At 68.6% G+C, this 13,208-nt stretch carries 16 protein-coding genes; 8 read left to right on the forward strand and 8 right to left on the reverse strand.

Annotated elements, in window-relative coordinates; genetic code table 11:
- Positions 1 to 42: 42 nt before the first annotated feature.
- Positions 43 to 573 (reverse strand): peptidylprolyl isomerase, encoded by a 531-nt coding sequence (locus ACYQ78_RS14170; protein ID WP_459801272.1) that lies wholly within the window; start codon positions 571 to 573, stop codon positions 43 to 45.
- Positions 574 to 717: 144 nt separating this feature from the next.
- Here ACYQ78_RS14170 and ACYQ78_RS14175 point away from each other — a divergent pair, with 144 nt between their 5' ends.
- On the forward strand, positions 718 to 1,290 hold the full coding sequence (locus ACYQ78_RS14175; protein WP_459801273.1) for a hypothetical protein: 573 nt from the start codon (positions 718 to 720) through the stop codon (positions 1,288 to 1,290).
- 117 nt (positions 1,291 to 1,407) lie between these two features.
- Positions 1,408 to 2,538, forward strand: a complete 1,131-nt coding sequence (locus ACYQ78_RS14180) for an AI-2E family transporter (RefSeq protein ID WP_459801274.1) — start codon at positions 1,408 to 1,410, stop codon at positions 2,536 to 2,538.
- Here ACYQ78_RS14180 and ACYQ78_RS14185 read toward each other — a convergent pair.
- Positions 2,535 to 2,897 carry a hypothetical protein gene (locus ACYQ78_RS14185; protein ID WP_459801275.1) on the reverse strand — a complete coding sequence of 121 codons (363 nt, stop codon included), beginning with the start codon at positions 2,895 to 2,897 and terminating at the stop codon, positions 2,535 to 2,537. The genes ACYQ78_RS14180 and ACYQ78_RS14185 overlap by 4 nt on opposite strands.
- An 85-nt stretch (positions 2,898 to 2,982) precedes the next feature.
- On the opposite strand from ACYQ78_RS14185, the gene ACYQ78_RS14190 reads away from it, so the two are divergent.
- Entirely contained in the window at positions 2,983 to 3,927 is a 945-nt protein-coding gene (locus tag ACYQ78_RS14190) for a GlxA family transcriptional regulator (protein WP_459801276.1), read from the forward strand.
- On the opposite strand, the gene ACYQ78_RS14195 is transcribed toward ACYQ78_RS14190, so the two are convergent.
- The 3 genes from ACYQ78_RS14195 to ACYQ78_RS14205 are packed head-to-tail and all read right to left on the reverse strand — an operon-like array spanning position 3,924 to position 6,470.
- Positions 3,924 to 4,760, reverse strand: coding sequence for a DUF72 domain-containing protein (locus ACYQ78_RS14195; protein WP_459801277.1), 837 nt, complete (start codon positions 4,758 to 4,760; stop codon positions 3,924 to 3,926). The two genes, ACYQ78_RS14190 and ACYQ78_RS14195, sit on opposite strands and share 4 nt — an antisense overlap.
- A gap of 10 nt (positions 4,761 to 4,770) precedes the next feature.
- Complete coding sequence (locus ACYQ78_RS14200; protein WP_459801278.1) at positions 4,771 to 5,511, reverse strand: hypothetical protein; 741 nt, start codon at positions 5,509 to 5,511, stop codon at positions 4,771 to 4,773.
- 47 nt (positions 5,512 to 5,558) lie between these two features.
- A complete protein-coding gene (locus ACYQ78_RS14205; RefSeq protein ID WP_459801279.1) occupies positions 5,559 to 6,470 on the reverse strand; it encodes a DNA-processing protein DprA in 912 nt (303 codons plus the stop codon).
- Positions 6,471 to 6,669: 199 nt separating this feature from the next.
- Here ACYQ78_RS14205 and ACYQ78_RS14210 point away from each other — a divergent pair, with 199 nt between their 5' ends.
- Together ACYQ78_RS14210 and ACYQ78_RS14215 are read left to right on the forward strand one after the other, a co-directional pair.
- Positions 6,670 to 7,992, forward strand: coding sequence for an extracellular catalytic domain type 1 short-chain-length polyhydroxyalkanoate depolymerase (locus ACYQ78_RS14210; RefSeq protein ID WP_459801280.1), 1,323 nt, complete (start codon positions 6,670 to 6,672; stop codon positions 7,990 to 7,992).
- A gap of 55 nt (positions 7,993 to 8,047) precedes the next feature.
- The gene (locus tag ACYQ78_RS14215; protein ID WP_459801281.1) at positions 8,048 to 8,533 is read left to right on the forward strand and encodes a tryptophan-rich sensory protein; all 486 of its coding nucleotides are present in this window, start codon (positions 8,048 to 8,050) and stop codon (positions 8,531 to 8,533) included.
- On the opposite strand, the gene ACYQ78_RS14220 is transcribed toward ACYQ78_RS14215, so the two are convergent.
- Positions 8,530 to 8,925 (reverse strand): SgcJ/EcaC family oxidoreductase, encoded by a 396-nt coding sequence (locus ACYQ78_RS14220; RefSeq protein ID WP_459801282.1) that lies wholly within the window; start codon positions 8,923 to 8,925, stop codon positions 8,530 to 8,532. The genes ACYQ78_RS14215 and ACYQ78_RS14220 overlap by 4 nt on opposite strands.
- Before the next feature lie 70 nt (positions 8,926 to 8,995).
- Here ACYQ78_RS14220 and ACYQ78_RS14225 point away from each other — a divergent pair, with 70 nt between their 5' ends.
- Positions 8,996 to 9,637 carry a response regulator gene (locus tag ACYQ78_RS14225; RefSeq protein ID WP_459801283.1) on the forward strand — a complete coding sequence of 214 codons (642 nt, stop codon included), beginning with the start codon at positions 8,996 to 8,998 and terminating at the stop codon, positions 9,635 to 9,637.
- A 52-nt stretch (positions 9,638 to 9,689) separates the two neighbouring features.
- Entirely contained in the window at positions 9,690 to 10,094 is a 405-nt protein-coding gene (locus tag ACYQ78_RS14230; RefSeq protein ID WP_459801284.1) for a pyridoxamine 5'-phosphate oxidase family protein, read from the forward strand.
- On the opposite strand, the gene ACYQ78_RS14235 is transcribed toward ACYQ78_RS14230, so the two are convergent.
- Positions 10,087 to 11,643, reverse strand: coding sequence for a GAF domain-containing sensor histidine kinase (locus tag ACYQ78_RS14235; RefSeq protein ID WP_459801285.1), 1,557 nt, complete (start codon positions 11,641 to 11,643; stop codon positions 10,087 to 10,089). The genes ACYQ78_RS14230 and ACYQ78_RS14235 overlap by 8 nt on opposite strands.
- 95 nt (positions 11,644 to 11,738) lie before the next feature.
- On the opposite strand from ACYQ78_RS14235, the gene ACYQ78_RS14240 reads away from it, so the two are divergent.
- Positions 11,739 to 12,839, forward strand: a complete 1,101-nt coding sequence (locus ACYQ78_RS14240; protein ID WP_459801286.1) for an acetate--CoA ligase family protein — start codon at positions 11,739 to 11,741, stop codon at positions 12,837 to 12,839.
- 28 nt (positions 12,840 to 12,867) lie between these two features.
- Here the strand turns inward: ACYQ78_RS14240 and ACYQ78_RS14245 are convergent, their stop codons facing one another.
- Positions 12,868 to 13,098 carry a hypothetical protein gene (locus ACYQ78_RS14245; RefSeq protein ID WP_459801287.1) on the reverse strand — a complete coding sequence of 77 codons (231 nt, stop codon included), beginning with the start codon at positions 13,096 to 13,098 and terminating at the stop codon, positions 12,868 to 12,870.
- Positions 13,099 to 13,208 lie beyond the last annotated feature (110 nt).

The raw sequence follows: 13,208 nt of genomic DNA on the forward strand, positions 1-13,208 counted from the left end.
CGGCAGAGGCGCCCACCCCGGGGCGCCCCTGCCGTCCGCCGCTTACGAACGCTCGATGACCACCGACTCGAGGACCACTTCCTTGATCGGCCGGTCGCGGCCGTCGGTCTCGGTGACGGCGATCGCGTCGACGACGTCGCTGCCCTCGACGACCTCACCGAAGATCGTGTGACCCTGGTTCAGGTGGGGGGTCTTGGCGACGGTGATGAAGAACTGCGAACCGTTCGTCCCCTTGCCGAACCGCTTGCCCGCGTTGGCCATGGCCAGCAGGTAGGGGCGGTTGAACTGGTTGTCGACGTGGATCTCGTCGTCGAAGTCGTAGCCGGGGCCGCCCACACCCTGGCCGAGCGGGTCGCCGCCCTGGAGCATGAAGCCGGCGATCACCCGGTGGAAGACGGTGCCGTCGTAGAGACGGTCGTTGGTCTTCTTGCCGGTCTCCGGGTGGGTCCACTCCCGGGTGCCCTCGGCGAGCTCGACGAAGTTCTTCACGGTCTTCGGCGCCTGGTTCGGCCAAAGCTTGATTTTGATGGTGCCCCGGTTGGTGTTCAGGATCGCGGTGAGGTTCTCAGCCATGCGTGGCCGCCCCCTTCAGGTCACGGACTCAATGTTTTCCAAGGGCAAGGGTAGCGATCGTCCGGAGCACCCCTGGTGATGATTGAGGGGCATTCGGGCGGGAAGGTGACGACTCGGGGCCCCATTTCGACAGGGGAGGTTGTCGTGTCCCGGACAATGAAGAAGAAGGCGCGAGCCGCGCTCGACTATCCAGATACATGGGCGATGCGGGCGAAACACTCGGCTTACCGCACGGCCAACAAGGTCGGCCCGATGGCCGGACAGGCCCGTGACACCGCGGTCGGGATGGCCGGCAACGCCCGTGACATGGCCGGTAACGCCCGTGACTACGCGGGCACCGCCCGTGACGTCGCGTCCGGCCGGTTCGAGGACGCCCGCTACTGGGCGGCCCCGCGGCTTGACCACGCGGCGACGGCGCTGGAGGAGCAGATCGCTCCGAGAATGGCCGCGATGCTGGCCGAAATGGCCCGGCGGATCGACCCCGCGCCCATGCCGAGGCGGCGTGGCCGGATGCCGATGATGGTGCTGCTGGGCGGTCTCGCCCTGGGAGCGGTCGGCTTCGCGCTCTACAAGCGGAACGCGCGGCAGTGGGCCGACACGATGTCCGACACCAAGGACGCCGTCCGCGGCAAGGTCGAGCACGTGCGCCATCGCGCCCACCAGACGGGCGAGAAGATGGAGCAGAAGGCCGACGAGATGCACAACAGGATGTCCTGAGATCTGGTTCTTAGAGACCGGCGCCCATGATCGGGCGCCGGTTTCTTTGTGTACGGGGCCAGCTTTGGGGCAGTCTTGACTTCTGTGACGGACAAATCCGTTTCTTCGGGCACTGAGGTGCCCATCGCACACGCCCCCATCGGCGCCACGGCCGAGCCTCCGCAGACGCCGAAGCCCGACCACTCGGGCGAGCACAAGCTGCCCTTCGGCCGTCCCGGCAAGCCCATGGGCAACAGCCCGTTCATGTTCGGGCTGGTCGCCGCGTTCGGCGTGCTGACCGCCTGGTGGCTGGTGCAGATGGTGGCCGCCGCCGGGTCGGTGCTCGTGCTGATCGTGGTGTCGCTGTTCCTGGCGATCGGGCTCAACCCGGCCGTCGAGTGGCTGCACGGGCGGGGTCTCTCACGCCTGTGGGCGATCACCATCGTGTTCGCCGGGGTGATCGTGTTCTTCGCGATCTTCGCGGTCTCGATCGTGCCGGCGCTCACCGAGCAGACCTCCGGATTCGTGCAGGACGTGCCGAATCTCGTACAGCAACTGCAGAACCACCCGCTCATCCGGTCGCTCGACCAGGAGTATCAGGTTCTGGCCAAGCTCCAGGAGTATCTGACCAGCGGCGACCTGGCCACCTCGCTGTTCGGCGGGATCCTGGGCGTGGCCGGGGTGGTGATCAGCGCCGTGTTCAGCTTCCTGACGGTGCTGGTGCTGACGCTCTACTTCCTCGGGTCGCTCAACTCGATCAAGGAGTCGGGCTACCGGCTGGTGCCGAGGTCGCGGCGCGACCGGGTCAGGCTGCTGGTCGACGAGGTGATCCGGCAGATCGGCGGATACGTCGGCGGCAACCTGATCATCTCGCTGATCGCGGGCGTGGTGACGTACATCTTCCTGGTCATCGCCGGAGTCCCCTACGCCCTGGCGCTGGCGATCTTCGTGGCGATCACCGACCTGATCCCGATGGTCGGCGCGGTCATCGGGGCCGTGGTGGCCTCGCTGGTGGGGTTCCTGACCTCGCTGCCGATCGGCATCGCGTGCGTGATCTTCTTCGTGATCTACCAGCAGATCGAGAACTACGTGATCTCGCCGAGGGTTTTCAAGTCGTCGGTGGACGTGCCGCCGATCGCGACCATCATCGGGGCGCTGCTCGGCGGCGCGCTGCTCGGTGTGGTCGGCGCGCTGCTGGGCATCCCGCTGGCCGCCGCGATCCTGCTGGTGATCAGGGAGGTCGTCCTGCCCCGGCAGGAGAAGGTCTAGTGGTGGGCGTGGGCGTACTCTTCGCGGCGCCACAGCATCACGGCCAGCATGAGCGGGAACATGATCACGTGGGTGACCATCATCAGCCCGTGTTCGTCGATCGCACCGGCCCAGAACAGCGGGAACGCCACGACGGCCGGCAGGTACATGGCCGCGCACATCTCCAGGGTGCGCGGCCAGGAATGACGTCGTAAGAGCATGACGACGGCCATGCCGATCGACATGTTGGTCGCCATGACGAGATATCCGGCCTCGGGGCCGAGGTCCCAGCGGCCGGTGACCAGGCCGAGCAGGAACATCCCGGCGAACATCGCGACGACCATTTCCAGGTAGTGCAGGGCGAATCGTTTCCAGTCCATGCGGTCGAGAATGGTCCGCGAGAAGGAGCCGAACCTACGCCGGAAGACCAATGTGTCCGGAATTCTGGGCTCTTAGTCTGCTGTCATGCGGAGAGTCGTGGTGGTCGGGTATCCCGCCGCCGAGTTACTGGACATCGCCAGCGTGACCAGCACTCTGATCATGGCCAACGTCTTCGGCGCCGCGCCTCCCTACGACGTCGTGTTCGCGACCCCCGGCGGCCGTCCGATCATCTGCGCGAGCGGCCTGACGCTGGCCGCCCAGGCCACCCTCGAACACGAGACCGGACCGCTCGACACGCTCATCGTGGTGGGCGGCATCGGCTGCGACGACGCCGCCGCCAACCCCGTGCTGATCGCCCACTTCCGGCGGCTCGCGAAGGTCAGCCGCCGGGTCGCCTCGGTCTGCACGGGCGCCTCGATCCTGGCCGAGACCGGCCTGCTCGACGGCCGCCGGGCCACCACCCACTGGCAGGACGCGCCCCGCCTGGCCGCCCGCCACCCGCAGATCACGGTCGACCCCGACCCGATCTTCATCCGCGACGGCGCGCTCGCCACCTCGGCCGGGGTGACCGCCGCGCTCGACCTCACGCTGGCCTTCATCGAGGAGGACCACGGCGCCGAGGTGGCCCGGATGACCTCCCGGCACCTGGTCACCTACCTCCAGCGCCCCGGCAACCAGGCCCAGATGAGCATGTTCGTCAAACCGCCCGCCCCCGACGGCCCGCTGAGCACGCTGACCGGCTTCATCGGCGCCAACCTGTGCGAGGACCTGTCGACCCCCGCCCTCGCCCGCCGGATCGGCACCAGCGAACGCCACCTGACCCGCCTGTTCGTGAAGCACCTGGGCCTCGCCCCGGCCCGGTACGTGCGCGAGGCAAGGCTGGAGGCGGCGGCCCGGCTGCTGGAGACCACCGACCTGACGATGGCCGTGATCGCCCAGCGCACCGGCTTCGGCCGGGCCGAGTCGCTGCGGCAGGCGTTCACCGGCCGCTTCGGGATCGCGCCGTCGCGGTTCAGGAAGGGCCGCTAGAACAGCGTCAGCGGCTCGACCTCCGGCGGTTCCGGCAGCGGCTCGACCTGAGGGAGCCGGGCCCTGACCTCGTCGTGGAAGCGGCGGGCCAGCGTGAGCGCCTGAGTGTTGTCGGGGGTGTGCACGAACATCGTCGGCGAGCGCCCCTCCTTCAGCCATTCGACCGTCTTCTCGACCCAGAAGGCCCAGCCCTCGACCGTCCGGTCGGCGTCGTCACGGCCGAGGTAGCGGATGAGGGGGTGGCCGGTCAGGGCGCGGTCTCGCCTGGGCATGCGCGGCTTGCGCGTCCAGGCCTCGCGCTCGGCGTCGGAGGTCGGGGGCCGCTCGAACAGGACGGTGGTGTCGAAGGGGACCCATTCGGCCTCTCTGGAGGCCAGGACCTTCTCCAACGCGGAAATGGCGCGGTCGTCGTCGAAGAAGGCGCGGTGGCGGACCTCGACGGCATAGCGGTGACCTACCGGCAGCCCCCTGAGGAAGGCGGCCAGGGTGCCGAGGTCGGCGGGGCCGAAACCGCCGGGGAGCTGGATCCACAGAGCGTGGTTGCGGGGGCCGAGCGGCTCCATGACGTGGAGGAAGGAACGCAGGTCGTCAGCGGCGTTCTGGAGGTGGCGTTCGTGGGTGATGGTCTTGGGGAGTTTGACCAGCAGCCGGAAGTCGGGACCGGTCTGCCGCGCCCACGATTCGACCGTCTCCCGCGACGGGACGGCGTAGAAGGTCGTGTTGCCCTCGACGGCGTTGCACCAGGTCGCGTACGCCTCCAGGCGCTCCCCCTGCGGGAGCTGGGGCTGCCACGACTTGTGGTTCCACTGAGCGCATCCAACGTGAAGCCGCATGAGATCGACGCTATCGACTGGCGGGCGGGCACGCACCGCCGGTGACCGGGCAGATGTCCACGTTGTACTCCACCGCGCGGCGCAGAGACGCGCTGAGCAGTCGCTCGATCAGCGAACGACCCGCCTGGTCACCGATCCGGCGGGCTATGACGAGGATGGTCACCTCCGCCGCACCGGCCTGCAGGATGGTCGCCGCGGCCGACTGGGCATGACCTCCTTGGACCCAAGTGTCCTCAAGAACGACCACGTGGTACCCGGCCACCTCGGACGGGTCGGCTAAGACGAAGTGGTCGGGGCGGACCAGGCGTCGCTCTTCGGCGGGGATGCCGGTTCGGGGCAGCAGATCGAACCTGCGCCAGCGTTTCGGCAGGACCTCGCGGAGCCCGCCCAGGGGGTGTAGACCGGTGCGCCCGCCTAAGGACGGCACCGACGTCAACCGCGTGACGGGTCGGCTGCCGACTCGGTCGAGACACCCGGCGTGGGTGACCGTGAAGCCGAGCAGCAGGAGCTGGACCCGTTGGAAGGACGGGTTCTGCGGCCGGAACCATTCCGGCATCGGATCTTTGTAGTGATGCATGTCGGTGTTCGACTGATGGCCGCTGAAGGCGTAGGTGAGCGGCACCACACGCCGGGCCACCGGAACGGGCCCCTTGCTGTCCTGACTGCATCGGTAGCACAGGGTGTAACGATCCTCGATCGGGACCGTGCAGACCGCGCAGGTGACGTTCGGCAGGCGTATCGGGTTGCGCATGATGGCGCCCAGCCGGCTCCGGATGACATCGCGGAACGGTGGCGTCGTCACTGGGCGAGGGCCTCGAGAATGAACCGCTCGATCTCGTTGTGGCGGTTCAATATGGTCTCGACGATCCCGAGCGCCTCATCGACCGTGTTCGCGACATGAACATCTGGGCGATCGGTCATTTCCCGGCCCCAGCTCGTGCGGTGGACCACCGGGGCCATGAGGATCACGGGCCGGCCGTGTTCGACGGCTTTGCGCGCCTGAATCCTGGTTCCGCTTCGTTCACCGGCCTCGATGATGATCGTTGCCATGGCATAGCCCGACATGGTTCCGTTGCGCAGGGGAAAGGTGAGCTTGCTGGCCCGCTCGTCGGGCCAGAACTGGGAGAAGACCGCGCCGTTCTCGGCGATCGTCTGGTGCAGGCCGCGATTCTCCGGCGGATAGACGTGTCGGACGCCGGTGCCGATGACTGCGACCGTGCGGCCACCGGCTTCGAGGGCGCCGGTGTGCGCCGCCGTGTCCACTCCGGACGCCAGGCCGGAAACGACCGTCAGCCCTCGGCTCACCAGCCGGGCGGCCAGTTCGGTGGCGGCTTTACGGCCATCATCGGAGACATGGCGGGAACCGACCACCGCCACGCCCCGGTCGTCTGCCCGGACCGTGCCGTGGGCGAAGAGCACGGGTGGCCGGTCGAAGACGTCGCGCAGCCGGTGAGGGTAGGCCTCGTCGCCCATCGTGAGAACCTGGATGCCTTCGTCTTCCCAGGACGAGATGGCGAGCAGCGCCTCTTCCAGGGCGACGTCGACGGGATCGGCGAACAGGTCTGCCTGGCCGAGACACTCCCGCAGGAACGACCGGGCCGACCCCTCTTCGGTGACCCGCTGGACGAGTTCGCACCGGTTCCGCTCCGAGGAGACGCGGCGAAGCGACGCGACGATCGCGGCACGTTCCCTCGCGTCCCAATGAGCCATATGGCCAGCCTAATACCAGGCCACCGCCGACACACCCCTTAGATCGAACATGCATACTAATCAGATAAGCAGCGAATTGACGGCCGGTCCGAAACTTTCATAACCCGTCCCAGGTGGGACGTTGCCCCTCCTCGCGAAGATTGCCTTCTGAAATATTTCGGGTCATTCTCCGGAATATTTCGATCGTTCGGAGGAGAGCATGAAACGACTCCTGGTCGCCATCTTGATCCTGGCGGCGGGGCTGATACCCCTGCGGCCGGCTCAGGCGGCCTCGCTCGTCGAGGTGACCAATTTCGGCACCAACCCCACCAACCTTCGCATGCATCTGTACGTGCCCGACAACGTCGCCCAGCGCCCGGCGATCCTGGTGGCGGTGCATTACTGCACCGGGACGGGCCCTGCCTTCTACTCGGGCACGGAGTTCGCCTCCCTCGCCGACCGCTACGGGTTCATCGTGATCTACCCGTCGGCCACCCGCAGCGGGCAGTGCTTCGACGTCTACACCTCCGGCGCGCTCACCCACAACGGCAACAGCGACCCCGTGGGCATCGTGTCGATGGTCAACTACGTGAAGTCGCGCTACAACGTGGACCCGAACCGGGTCTTCGCGGCGGGGGCCTCCTCCGGCGGCATGATGACGAACGTCCTGCTCGGCGACTACCCTGACGTGTTCCGGGCCGGGGCGTCGTTCATGGGGGTGCCGTTCGCGTGCTTCGCCACGACGGGCGGGTCGACGTGGAACAGCGAGTGCGCCAACGGGACGATCGTCCGGACCCCGCAGGCGTGGGGTGACCTGGTGCGCGGGGCCTACCCGGGCTACACCGGCCAGCGGCCGCGCATGCAGATCTGGCACGGCACCGCGGACACCACGCTGCGCTACCCGAACTTCCAGGAACAGATCAAGCAGTGGACCAACGTCCATGGGCTGTCGCAGACGCCGACCTCGACGGACACGCCGCGGTCCGGGTGGACGCGGACCCGCTACGGCACCCAGGTCGAGGCGATCAGCCTCCAGGGCGTCGGGCACAACCTGCCGCAGTCGGGTCAGGCCGCGATGGCGATCACCTTCTTCGGCCTGGACGGCACCCAGCCGTCGCCGTCGCCTTCTCCCTCGCCCAGCCCGACACCGTCCCCGTCGCCCACGCCTTCTCCGTCGCCGACGCCCACGCCGAGCCCGACTCCCACGCCGACGCCTCCTCCGGGTGGGCCGTGCCGGGTGGCGTACACGGTCAATCCCTGGAACACCGGGCTGACCGCGAGTGTGACGATCACCAACACCGGGACCAGCCCGATCAACACGTGGAACCTGGCGTTCACGTTGCCCTCGGGTCAGACGGTCACCTCGGCGTGGAACGCCACCGTCTCGCCGACCAGCGGGAGCGTCACGGCGCGCAACATGGCCTACAACCCGACGATCCCCGTGAACGGCACCCAGTCGTTCGGGTTCAACGCCAACCACACCGGTAACACCGCACGTCCGAGCGCTTTCACCCTGAACGGGAGCGCCTGCACGATCGCCTAGCCGTGGAACGGCCTGGCTCCGGCCAGGCCGTTTTACGGGCGGTTACGGTGTCACTATGAGTGAATATCAGCGCACCCACTGGCTCCGGCGCTGGCCGGGGCTGGCGCTCGCGCTGCTCGCCGTGTTCGCCACGGCGATGGACAACCGGCTGATCTCGATCAACTCGCGGCCGGGGCTGGCGGAGCTGCAGCGACCACCGTTCGAGCTGCCCATCTGGCTGCACGGGCCGGCCTTCGCGTTCCTGTCACTCACGATGGCGCTGATCGCGGGGCTGCTCTGGTACGAGGAGGCCCGGCCGTTCGCCCTGTGGTGGTGGGTGGCCCAGCTCGCCGCCTACGCCGCCTGGGCGCCGCTCTCACTCGGGCTGCGGCTCCACTTCCTGGCCGCGGTCGACGCGGCGCTCTTCCTCGGGCTCCTCGTCGTGGGCTTCTTCGTCTACTGGCGCGACAGCAAGATGGCGGCCCTGCTGTTGCTCCCCTTCATCGCCTGGACGGTGTATCTCACCGCCCTGAGCTTCGAGTTCCACCGCCTCAACTCCTAGCGCACCTCGGTGTTCTGGCAGGCGGCCAGCAGCCACCGGCCGTCCTCTTTGGTCATCACCCACATCGGCGAGCCCGGTTTCCCCTCCGGTTCGCCCTCCGGCGTGCGGTACTGCTGCACGACCTTCACCGCCGCGACGTCGGGGCGCAGGAACAGGACGTGCTCGATCTCGAAGGTCACCGACAGGTCCTTCATCCCGCCCGGGAGCACCTTCCGGGTGAAATCGGCGATCTCGTCGCGGCCGAACAGGCGGCGGCCGTGGCCGGTGGTCCAGATGGCGTCGGGCCGGAAGAGGGCGACGAACTCGTCGACCAGTTCATTGCACTGGGCGTGCTCGACGGTGGCGACGATCCGGGTGATCTCCTCGATGTCCATGGGCCCAGCGTCCTTCATCAAGTTCACTTGACGTCAAGAGTGCCGAAGGCCTCTTCCCTTGGAGACTTCCGCTACCTAGATTCGTCCCATGATTCGTGTCTTCCTGCTCGACGACCACGAGGTCGTGCGGCGTGGAGTTGCGGCGCTGCTGGAGTCGGAGGACGACATCGAGGTCGTCGGCGAGGCCGGTACGGCCGCGGCGGCCGGTGCGCGCATCCCCGCCCTGCGGCCCGACGTCGCGATCCTGGACGTCCGCCTGCCCGACGGCGACGGCGTCAAGGTGTGCCGCGAGGTCCGCAGCCAGGTGCCCGGCCTGGCCTGCCTGATGCTCACCTCCTACGCCGACGACGACGCCCTCTTCGAGGCCGTGATGGCGGGGGCGGCCGGATACGTGCTGAAGCAGATCCACGGCTCCGACCTGGTCGGCGCGGTCCGCACGGTCGCGGCCGGGCAGTCGCTGCTCGACCCGCAGACCACCGCGTCGATGCTGCACCGGCTGCGCGACCAGGCCGGGCGCACCGACCCGCTGGCCGCCCTGTCCGACCAGGAACGCACGATCCTGGAACTGATCGGCGAGGGGCTGACGAACCGGCAGATCGGCGAGCGGATGTATCTGGCCGAGAAGACCGTCAAGAACTACGTCTCGAACCTGCTCGCGAAGCTGAACATGCAGCGCCGGACGCAGGCGGCGGCGCTGGCGGCGCGGATGAGGGCAGATCGGCGAGATTAAAGGGGACTTAAGTCCCTACGGGCGAAATGTGACCCCAGGCCAAACTCACTTCATGAGAACTGATTCGGCCGGACTCTCGGTGCTGTCCCGGGAGGAGTGCCTGCGTCTGCTGGCGATCACTCCTATCGGGCGCCTCGTGTTCACGCACCGGGCGCTGCCCGCCGTCCAGCCGGTCAACTACGTACTCGACGGGGAGACCGTCGTCATCAGGACCGCCATCGGCTCCCGTCTGGCCGCGGCGACCCGCGACTCCGTGGTGGCGTTCGAGATCGACGACATCGACAAGACCACCGGAACCGGATGGTCGGTGACCGTGCTCGGGCACGCCCGTGGAGTGACCGACCCCGAGGAGGTCGCGCGGCTGGCCGCGCTGCCGCTCCAGCCGTGGGCGCCGTCGGCCTTCGACCACTTCGTGACGCTGTCGGCCGAAGAGGTCTCGGGGCGTCGCATCAACTGACCGGGACGCTCCAGGCCAGGCGGGTGTTCCAGCCGTTGGCCGCGCCGATCGAGAACGAACCGCCCAGCAGGGTCGCCCGCTCCTCCAAATTACGCAGGCCGCTGCGGCGTCCTTGTTCGGGGATGCCGACGCCGTCGTCCTGGACGATCAGGGTCAGCCTGCCGCCGGTCACCTCGGCCACCACTTCGGCCTTGGTGGCCTTCGCATGGCGTACAAGATTGGAAAGAGCCTCGCGCAGGACGGCGAGGAGCTGTTCGGCGACCGCGTCGGTCACGACGTTGTCGAGCCAGCCCTCCATCCGCAGGCCCGGCATGAAGCCCAGGTGACCGCGGGCGCCCTCGACCAGTTCGACGATGTGGGCGCGCAGGGTCTGCTCGCCCATGGTGGCCGGTGACTGCAGGGCGAAGATGGTGGAGCGGATCTGCCGGATCGTCTCGTCGAGTTCGTCGATGGTGTGCCTGACCCGGGTCGCGGCCTCGGGGTGGTCGACGAGGCGGACGGTGCTCATCAGTGTCATGGCCGTGGCGAACAACCGCTGGATGACGACGTCGTGCAGGTCTTTGGCGATGCGGTGGCGGTCTTCCAGCAGGCCCAGGCGCTCGGCGTCTTCTCTGGCCTCGGCCAGTTCCAGGGCTATCGAGGCCTGGTCGGCGAAGGCGCTCAGCATGCGCAGCAGCGACGGCGTGAAGGGTAACCGGCCCGGCCGCTTGCCGATCTCCAGCACCGCGCGGACCGAGCCCACCCGGCCCAGCGGGATCGACGCCGACTGCGCCGCGTCGTCGTCGACCAAGGCGGACATGTCGCCGTCGGCGATCTCGGTGCCGTTGCCGAAGCGGAGCACCGCGACGTCGGCGTCGGTCATCTCGCGGGCCCGGCCGACGACGTGGGTGAGCACCTCCTGCGGCCCGGCCCCCGACAACAGGCTCGTGGTCACCTCGGACGACGCCTGGAGCCACATCTCGCGGCGGCGGGTCTCCTCGAACAGGCGGGCGTTCTCGATCGCGACGCCGGCCGCCGTGGCCAGCGCGGTGACGACCGCCTGGTCCTCCTCGTCGAACTCGGCGCCGCCGCGCTTCTCGGTCAGGTAGAGGTTGCCGAAGACCTCGTCGCGCACCCGCAGCGGCACCCCGAGGAAGCTGCCCATCGGCGGGTGGCCGGGCGGGAAGCCGTAGGAGTCGGGGTGGTCGGAGATCCGCGCCATGCGCAGCGGCTTCGGCTCCTTGATGAGCAAGCCCAGCAGCCCGAGGCCGTGGGGCCAGTGTTCGATGCGGGCGATCTCGGCCTCGCTCAGCCCGACCGGGATGAACTCCAGCAGCGTCGACTCTTCGCCCACCACGCCGAGCGCGCCGTAGGTGGCGTCGACCAGCCGGGCGGCGGTCTCGACGATCCGGCCGAGCACGATCTCGAGCTGGAGGTCGCTGCCGATGAGGACCACGGCTTCGAGCAGCGCGTGGACCCGGTCGCGGGTGGCCAGCACCGCCTCGAGCCGGGTCTGGAGCTCCGAAAGGAGCTCGTCAAGACGCATGCTCGGCACGAGGGGGTGAGCCATGATGACATTGTGCTACCAACTGGTGTGACTTTGGTCCTATCGGGCTGAGTCGTCCGGCCCTACTTCGCAAATCTTGACGCGGGCAGCCTGATGGCGTGGATTCCATACCTGGTGAGGTGGCCGTACTGTCACGGTCGGAGGCGGTCCTGGCGGCGCTCGTCGACGTGCTGCCGGTCTGTTCGTACGTCCGGGCCGACGACGCCGAGATGCTGACCCACTGGGGAGACGACCCGGTCACGACCGTCATCGTCGTCGACTCGCTGGGCGACCCCAGGGAGTTCGCGCAGGTGGCGGCGCGGGTCAGCCGCCGCAAGCCGATCGTGGTCTTCACGCCCGCCGGGATCACGCCGGAACTGACCGCCCTCGCCCGCGCCACCGGCGTGATCCTGGTCGATGGGCTGCGCGACCTGGTCGACACGGTCAGGCTGCTGGCCTACCAGCCGCTCCCGGCCGGGCGGCGGGTGTCGATCAGCGGCGACGTGCTGCACGCCGACGCCCTGACGCAGTTGCTCCCCTGCGGCCCCGAGTCCGACGCCGACGCGTGTCTGGTGGTGGCGCCCTTCGGCTCCGACCTGGGCACCGCCTGGAAGACCGTGCTGGCGGCCGAGCGTCACGTGACGACGCTGGCGTGCGTGCTCGGTCAGGACGGGCTGGTCGGGGGACGGGTGCCGTGTTACGCCTATCCGGAGCAGGCGGTCCGGGCGCTGTCCCGGGTGGCGGCCTATGTCGAGTGGCGGAGCACCGCGCCCGAGTGGACGTCGGTCCCCGACGATCCGGCCGCGCGTGAGCTCGTCCACGACACACCGCGCCTGCTCGCCCACTTCGGCATCACGCTCGACTCCGGCGACGGGGTGGAGATGGTCGTGCGCGGCGTCAACGACCCGGTGACCGGCCCACTCGTGGTGCTCGGTTATGGCGGGGTCGTCGCCGACCTGGCCGGGGACCGCGCGTACCGGGTCCCGCCGCTGGGGCCGGACGCCGCCGCCGAGATGATCGCCGACCTGCGCTGTTCCCCGCTCCTGTACGGCTACCGCCACCACCCCCGGGCCGACACGACCGCCCTGGGCGACCTGCTGACGAAGGTCGGGCGCCTGGTCGCGACCCTCCCCGAGGTGACGTCGGTCGACCTGTCACCGGTGACGGTGTCGGCGAACGGGGTGACGGTGGGCGAGGCACGCATGAGTGTGCGCGGCTGAGAATCGCCGCGCACACTGACCCACCGCCTCAGTGGTGGTGGTGATGATCGTTGTGATGGTTGTGGTGGTCGTGGTGATGATGATCGTTGTGGTGGTCGTTGTGATGGCCATGGGGCGGGTCATGGTGCGACGTCGCCGCCATGGGCGTCGTCCCGGTCGGCAAGACCGCCGCACCGGCCGACGTGGCCACGGGTCCGAGCACCAAGGCGCCTGCTCCGACGAGTCCCGCGCAGGCCGCCGCCACTCTCCTCTTGTCCATGAGGATCTCCCTTTTGGCATAGCGGTACTTCCATCGTCATCACGCCCGTGACGTGGATGTCGAGGGACGGCGGCCCGGATTGGGGTCGTGAGGTGCGGGTCTTTAAGGCG

Source organism: Herbidospora sp. RD11066 (assembly GCF_054661255.1).

Excerpts from the sequence above, each read along its gene's own strand:
- ACYQ78_RS14170 (WP_459801272.1), bottom strand. The coding sequence starts at position 573 with ATGGCTGAGAACCTCACCGCGATCCTGAACACCAACCGGGGCACCATC.
- ACYQ78_RS14185 (WP_459801275.1), bottom strand. The coding sequence starts at position 2,897 with ATGGACTGGAAACGATTCGCCCTGCACTACCTGGAAATGGTCGTCGCG.
- ACYQ78_RS14190 (WP_459801276.1), top strand. The coding sequence starts at position 2,983 with ATGCGGAGAGTCGTGGTGGTCGGGTATCCCGCCGCCGAGTTACTGGAC.
- ACYQ78_RS14195 (WP_459801277.1), bottom strand. The coding sequence starts at position 4,760 with ATGCGGCTTCACGTTGGATGCGCTCAGTGGAACCACAAGTCGTGGCAG.
- ACYQ78_RS14200 (WP_459801278.1), bottom strand. The coding sequence starts at position 5,511 with ATGCGCAACCCGATACGCCTGCCGAACGTCACCTGCGCGGTCTGCACG.
- ACYQ78_RS14205 (WP_459801279.1), bottom strand. The coding sequence starts at position 6,470 with ATGGCTCATTGGGACGCGAGGGAACGTGCCGCGATCGTCGCGTCGCTT.
- ACYQ78_RS14210 (WP_459801280.1), top strand. The coding sequence starts at position 6,670 with ATGAAACGACTCCTGGTCGCCATCTTGATCCTGGCGGCGGGGCTGATA.
- ACYQ78_RS14215 (WP_459801281.1), top strand. The coding sequence starts at position 8,048 with ATGAGTGAATATCAGCGCACCCACTGGCTCCGGCGCTGGCCGGGGCTG.
- ACYQ78_RS14220 (WP_459801282.1), bottom strand. The coding sequence starts at position 8,925 with ATGAAGGACGCTGGGCCCATGGACATCGAGGAGATCACCCGGATCGTC.
- ACYQ78_RS14225 (WP_459801283.1), top strand. The coding sequence starts at position 8,996 with ATGATTCGTGTCTTCCTGCTCGACGACCACGAGGTCGTGCGGCGTGGA.
- ACYQ78_RS14230 (WP_459801284.1), top strand. The coding sequence starts at position 9,690 with ATGAGAACTGATTCGGCCGGACTCTCGGTGCTGTCCCGGGAGGAGTGC.
- ACYQ78_RS14235 (WP_459801285.1), bottom strand. The coding sequence starts at position 11,643 with ATGGCTCACCCCCTCGTGCCGAGCATGCGTCTTGACGAGCTCCTTTCG.
- ACYQ78_RS14245 (WP_459801287.1), bottom strand. The coding sequence starts at position 13,098 with ATGGACAAGAGGAGAGTGGCGGCGGCCTGCGCGGGACTCGTCGGAGCA.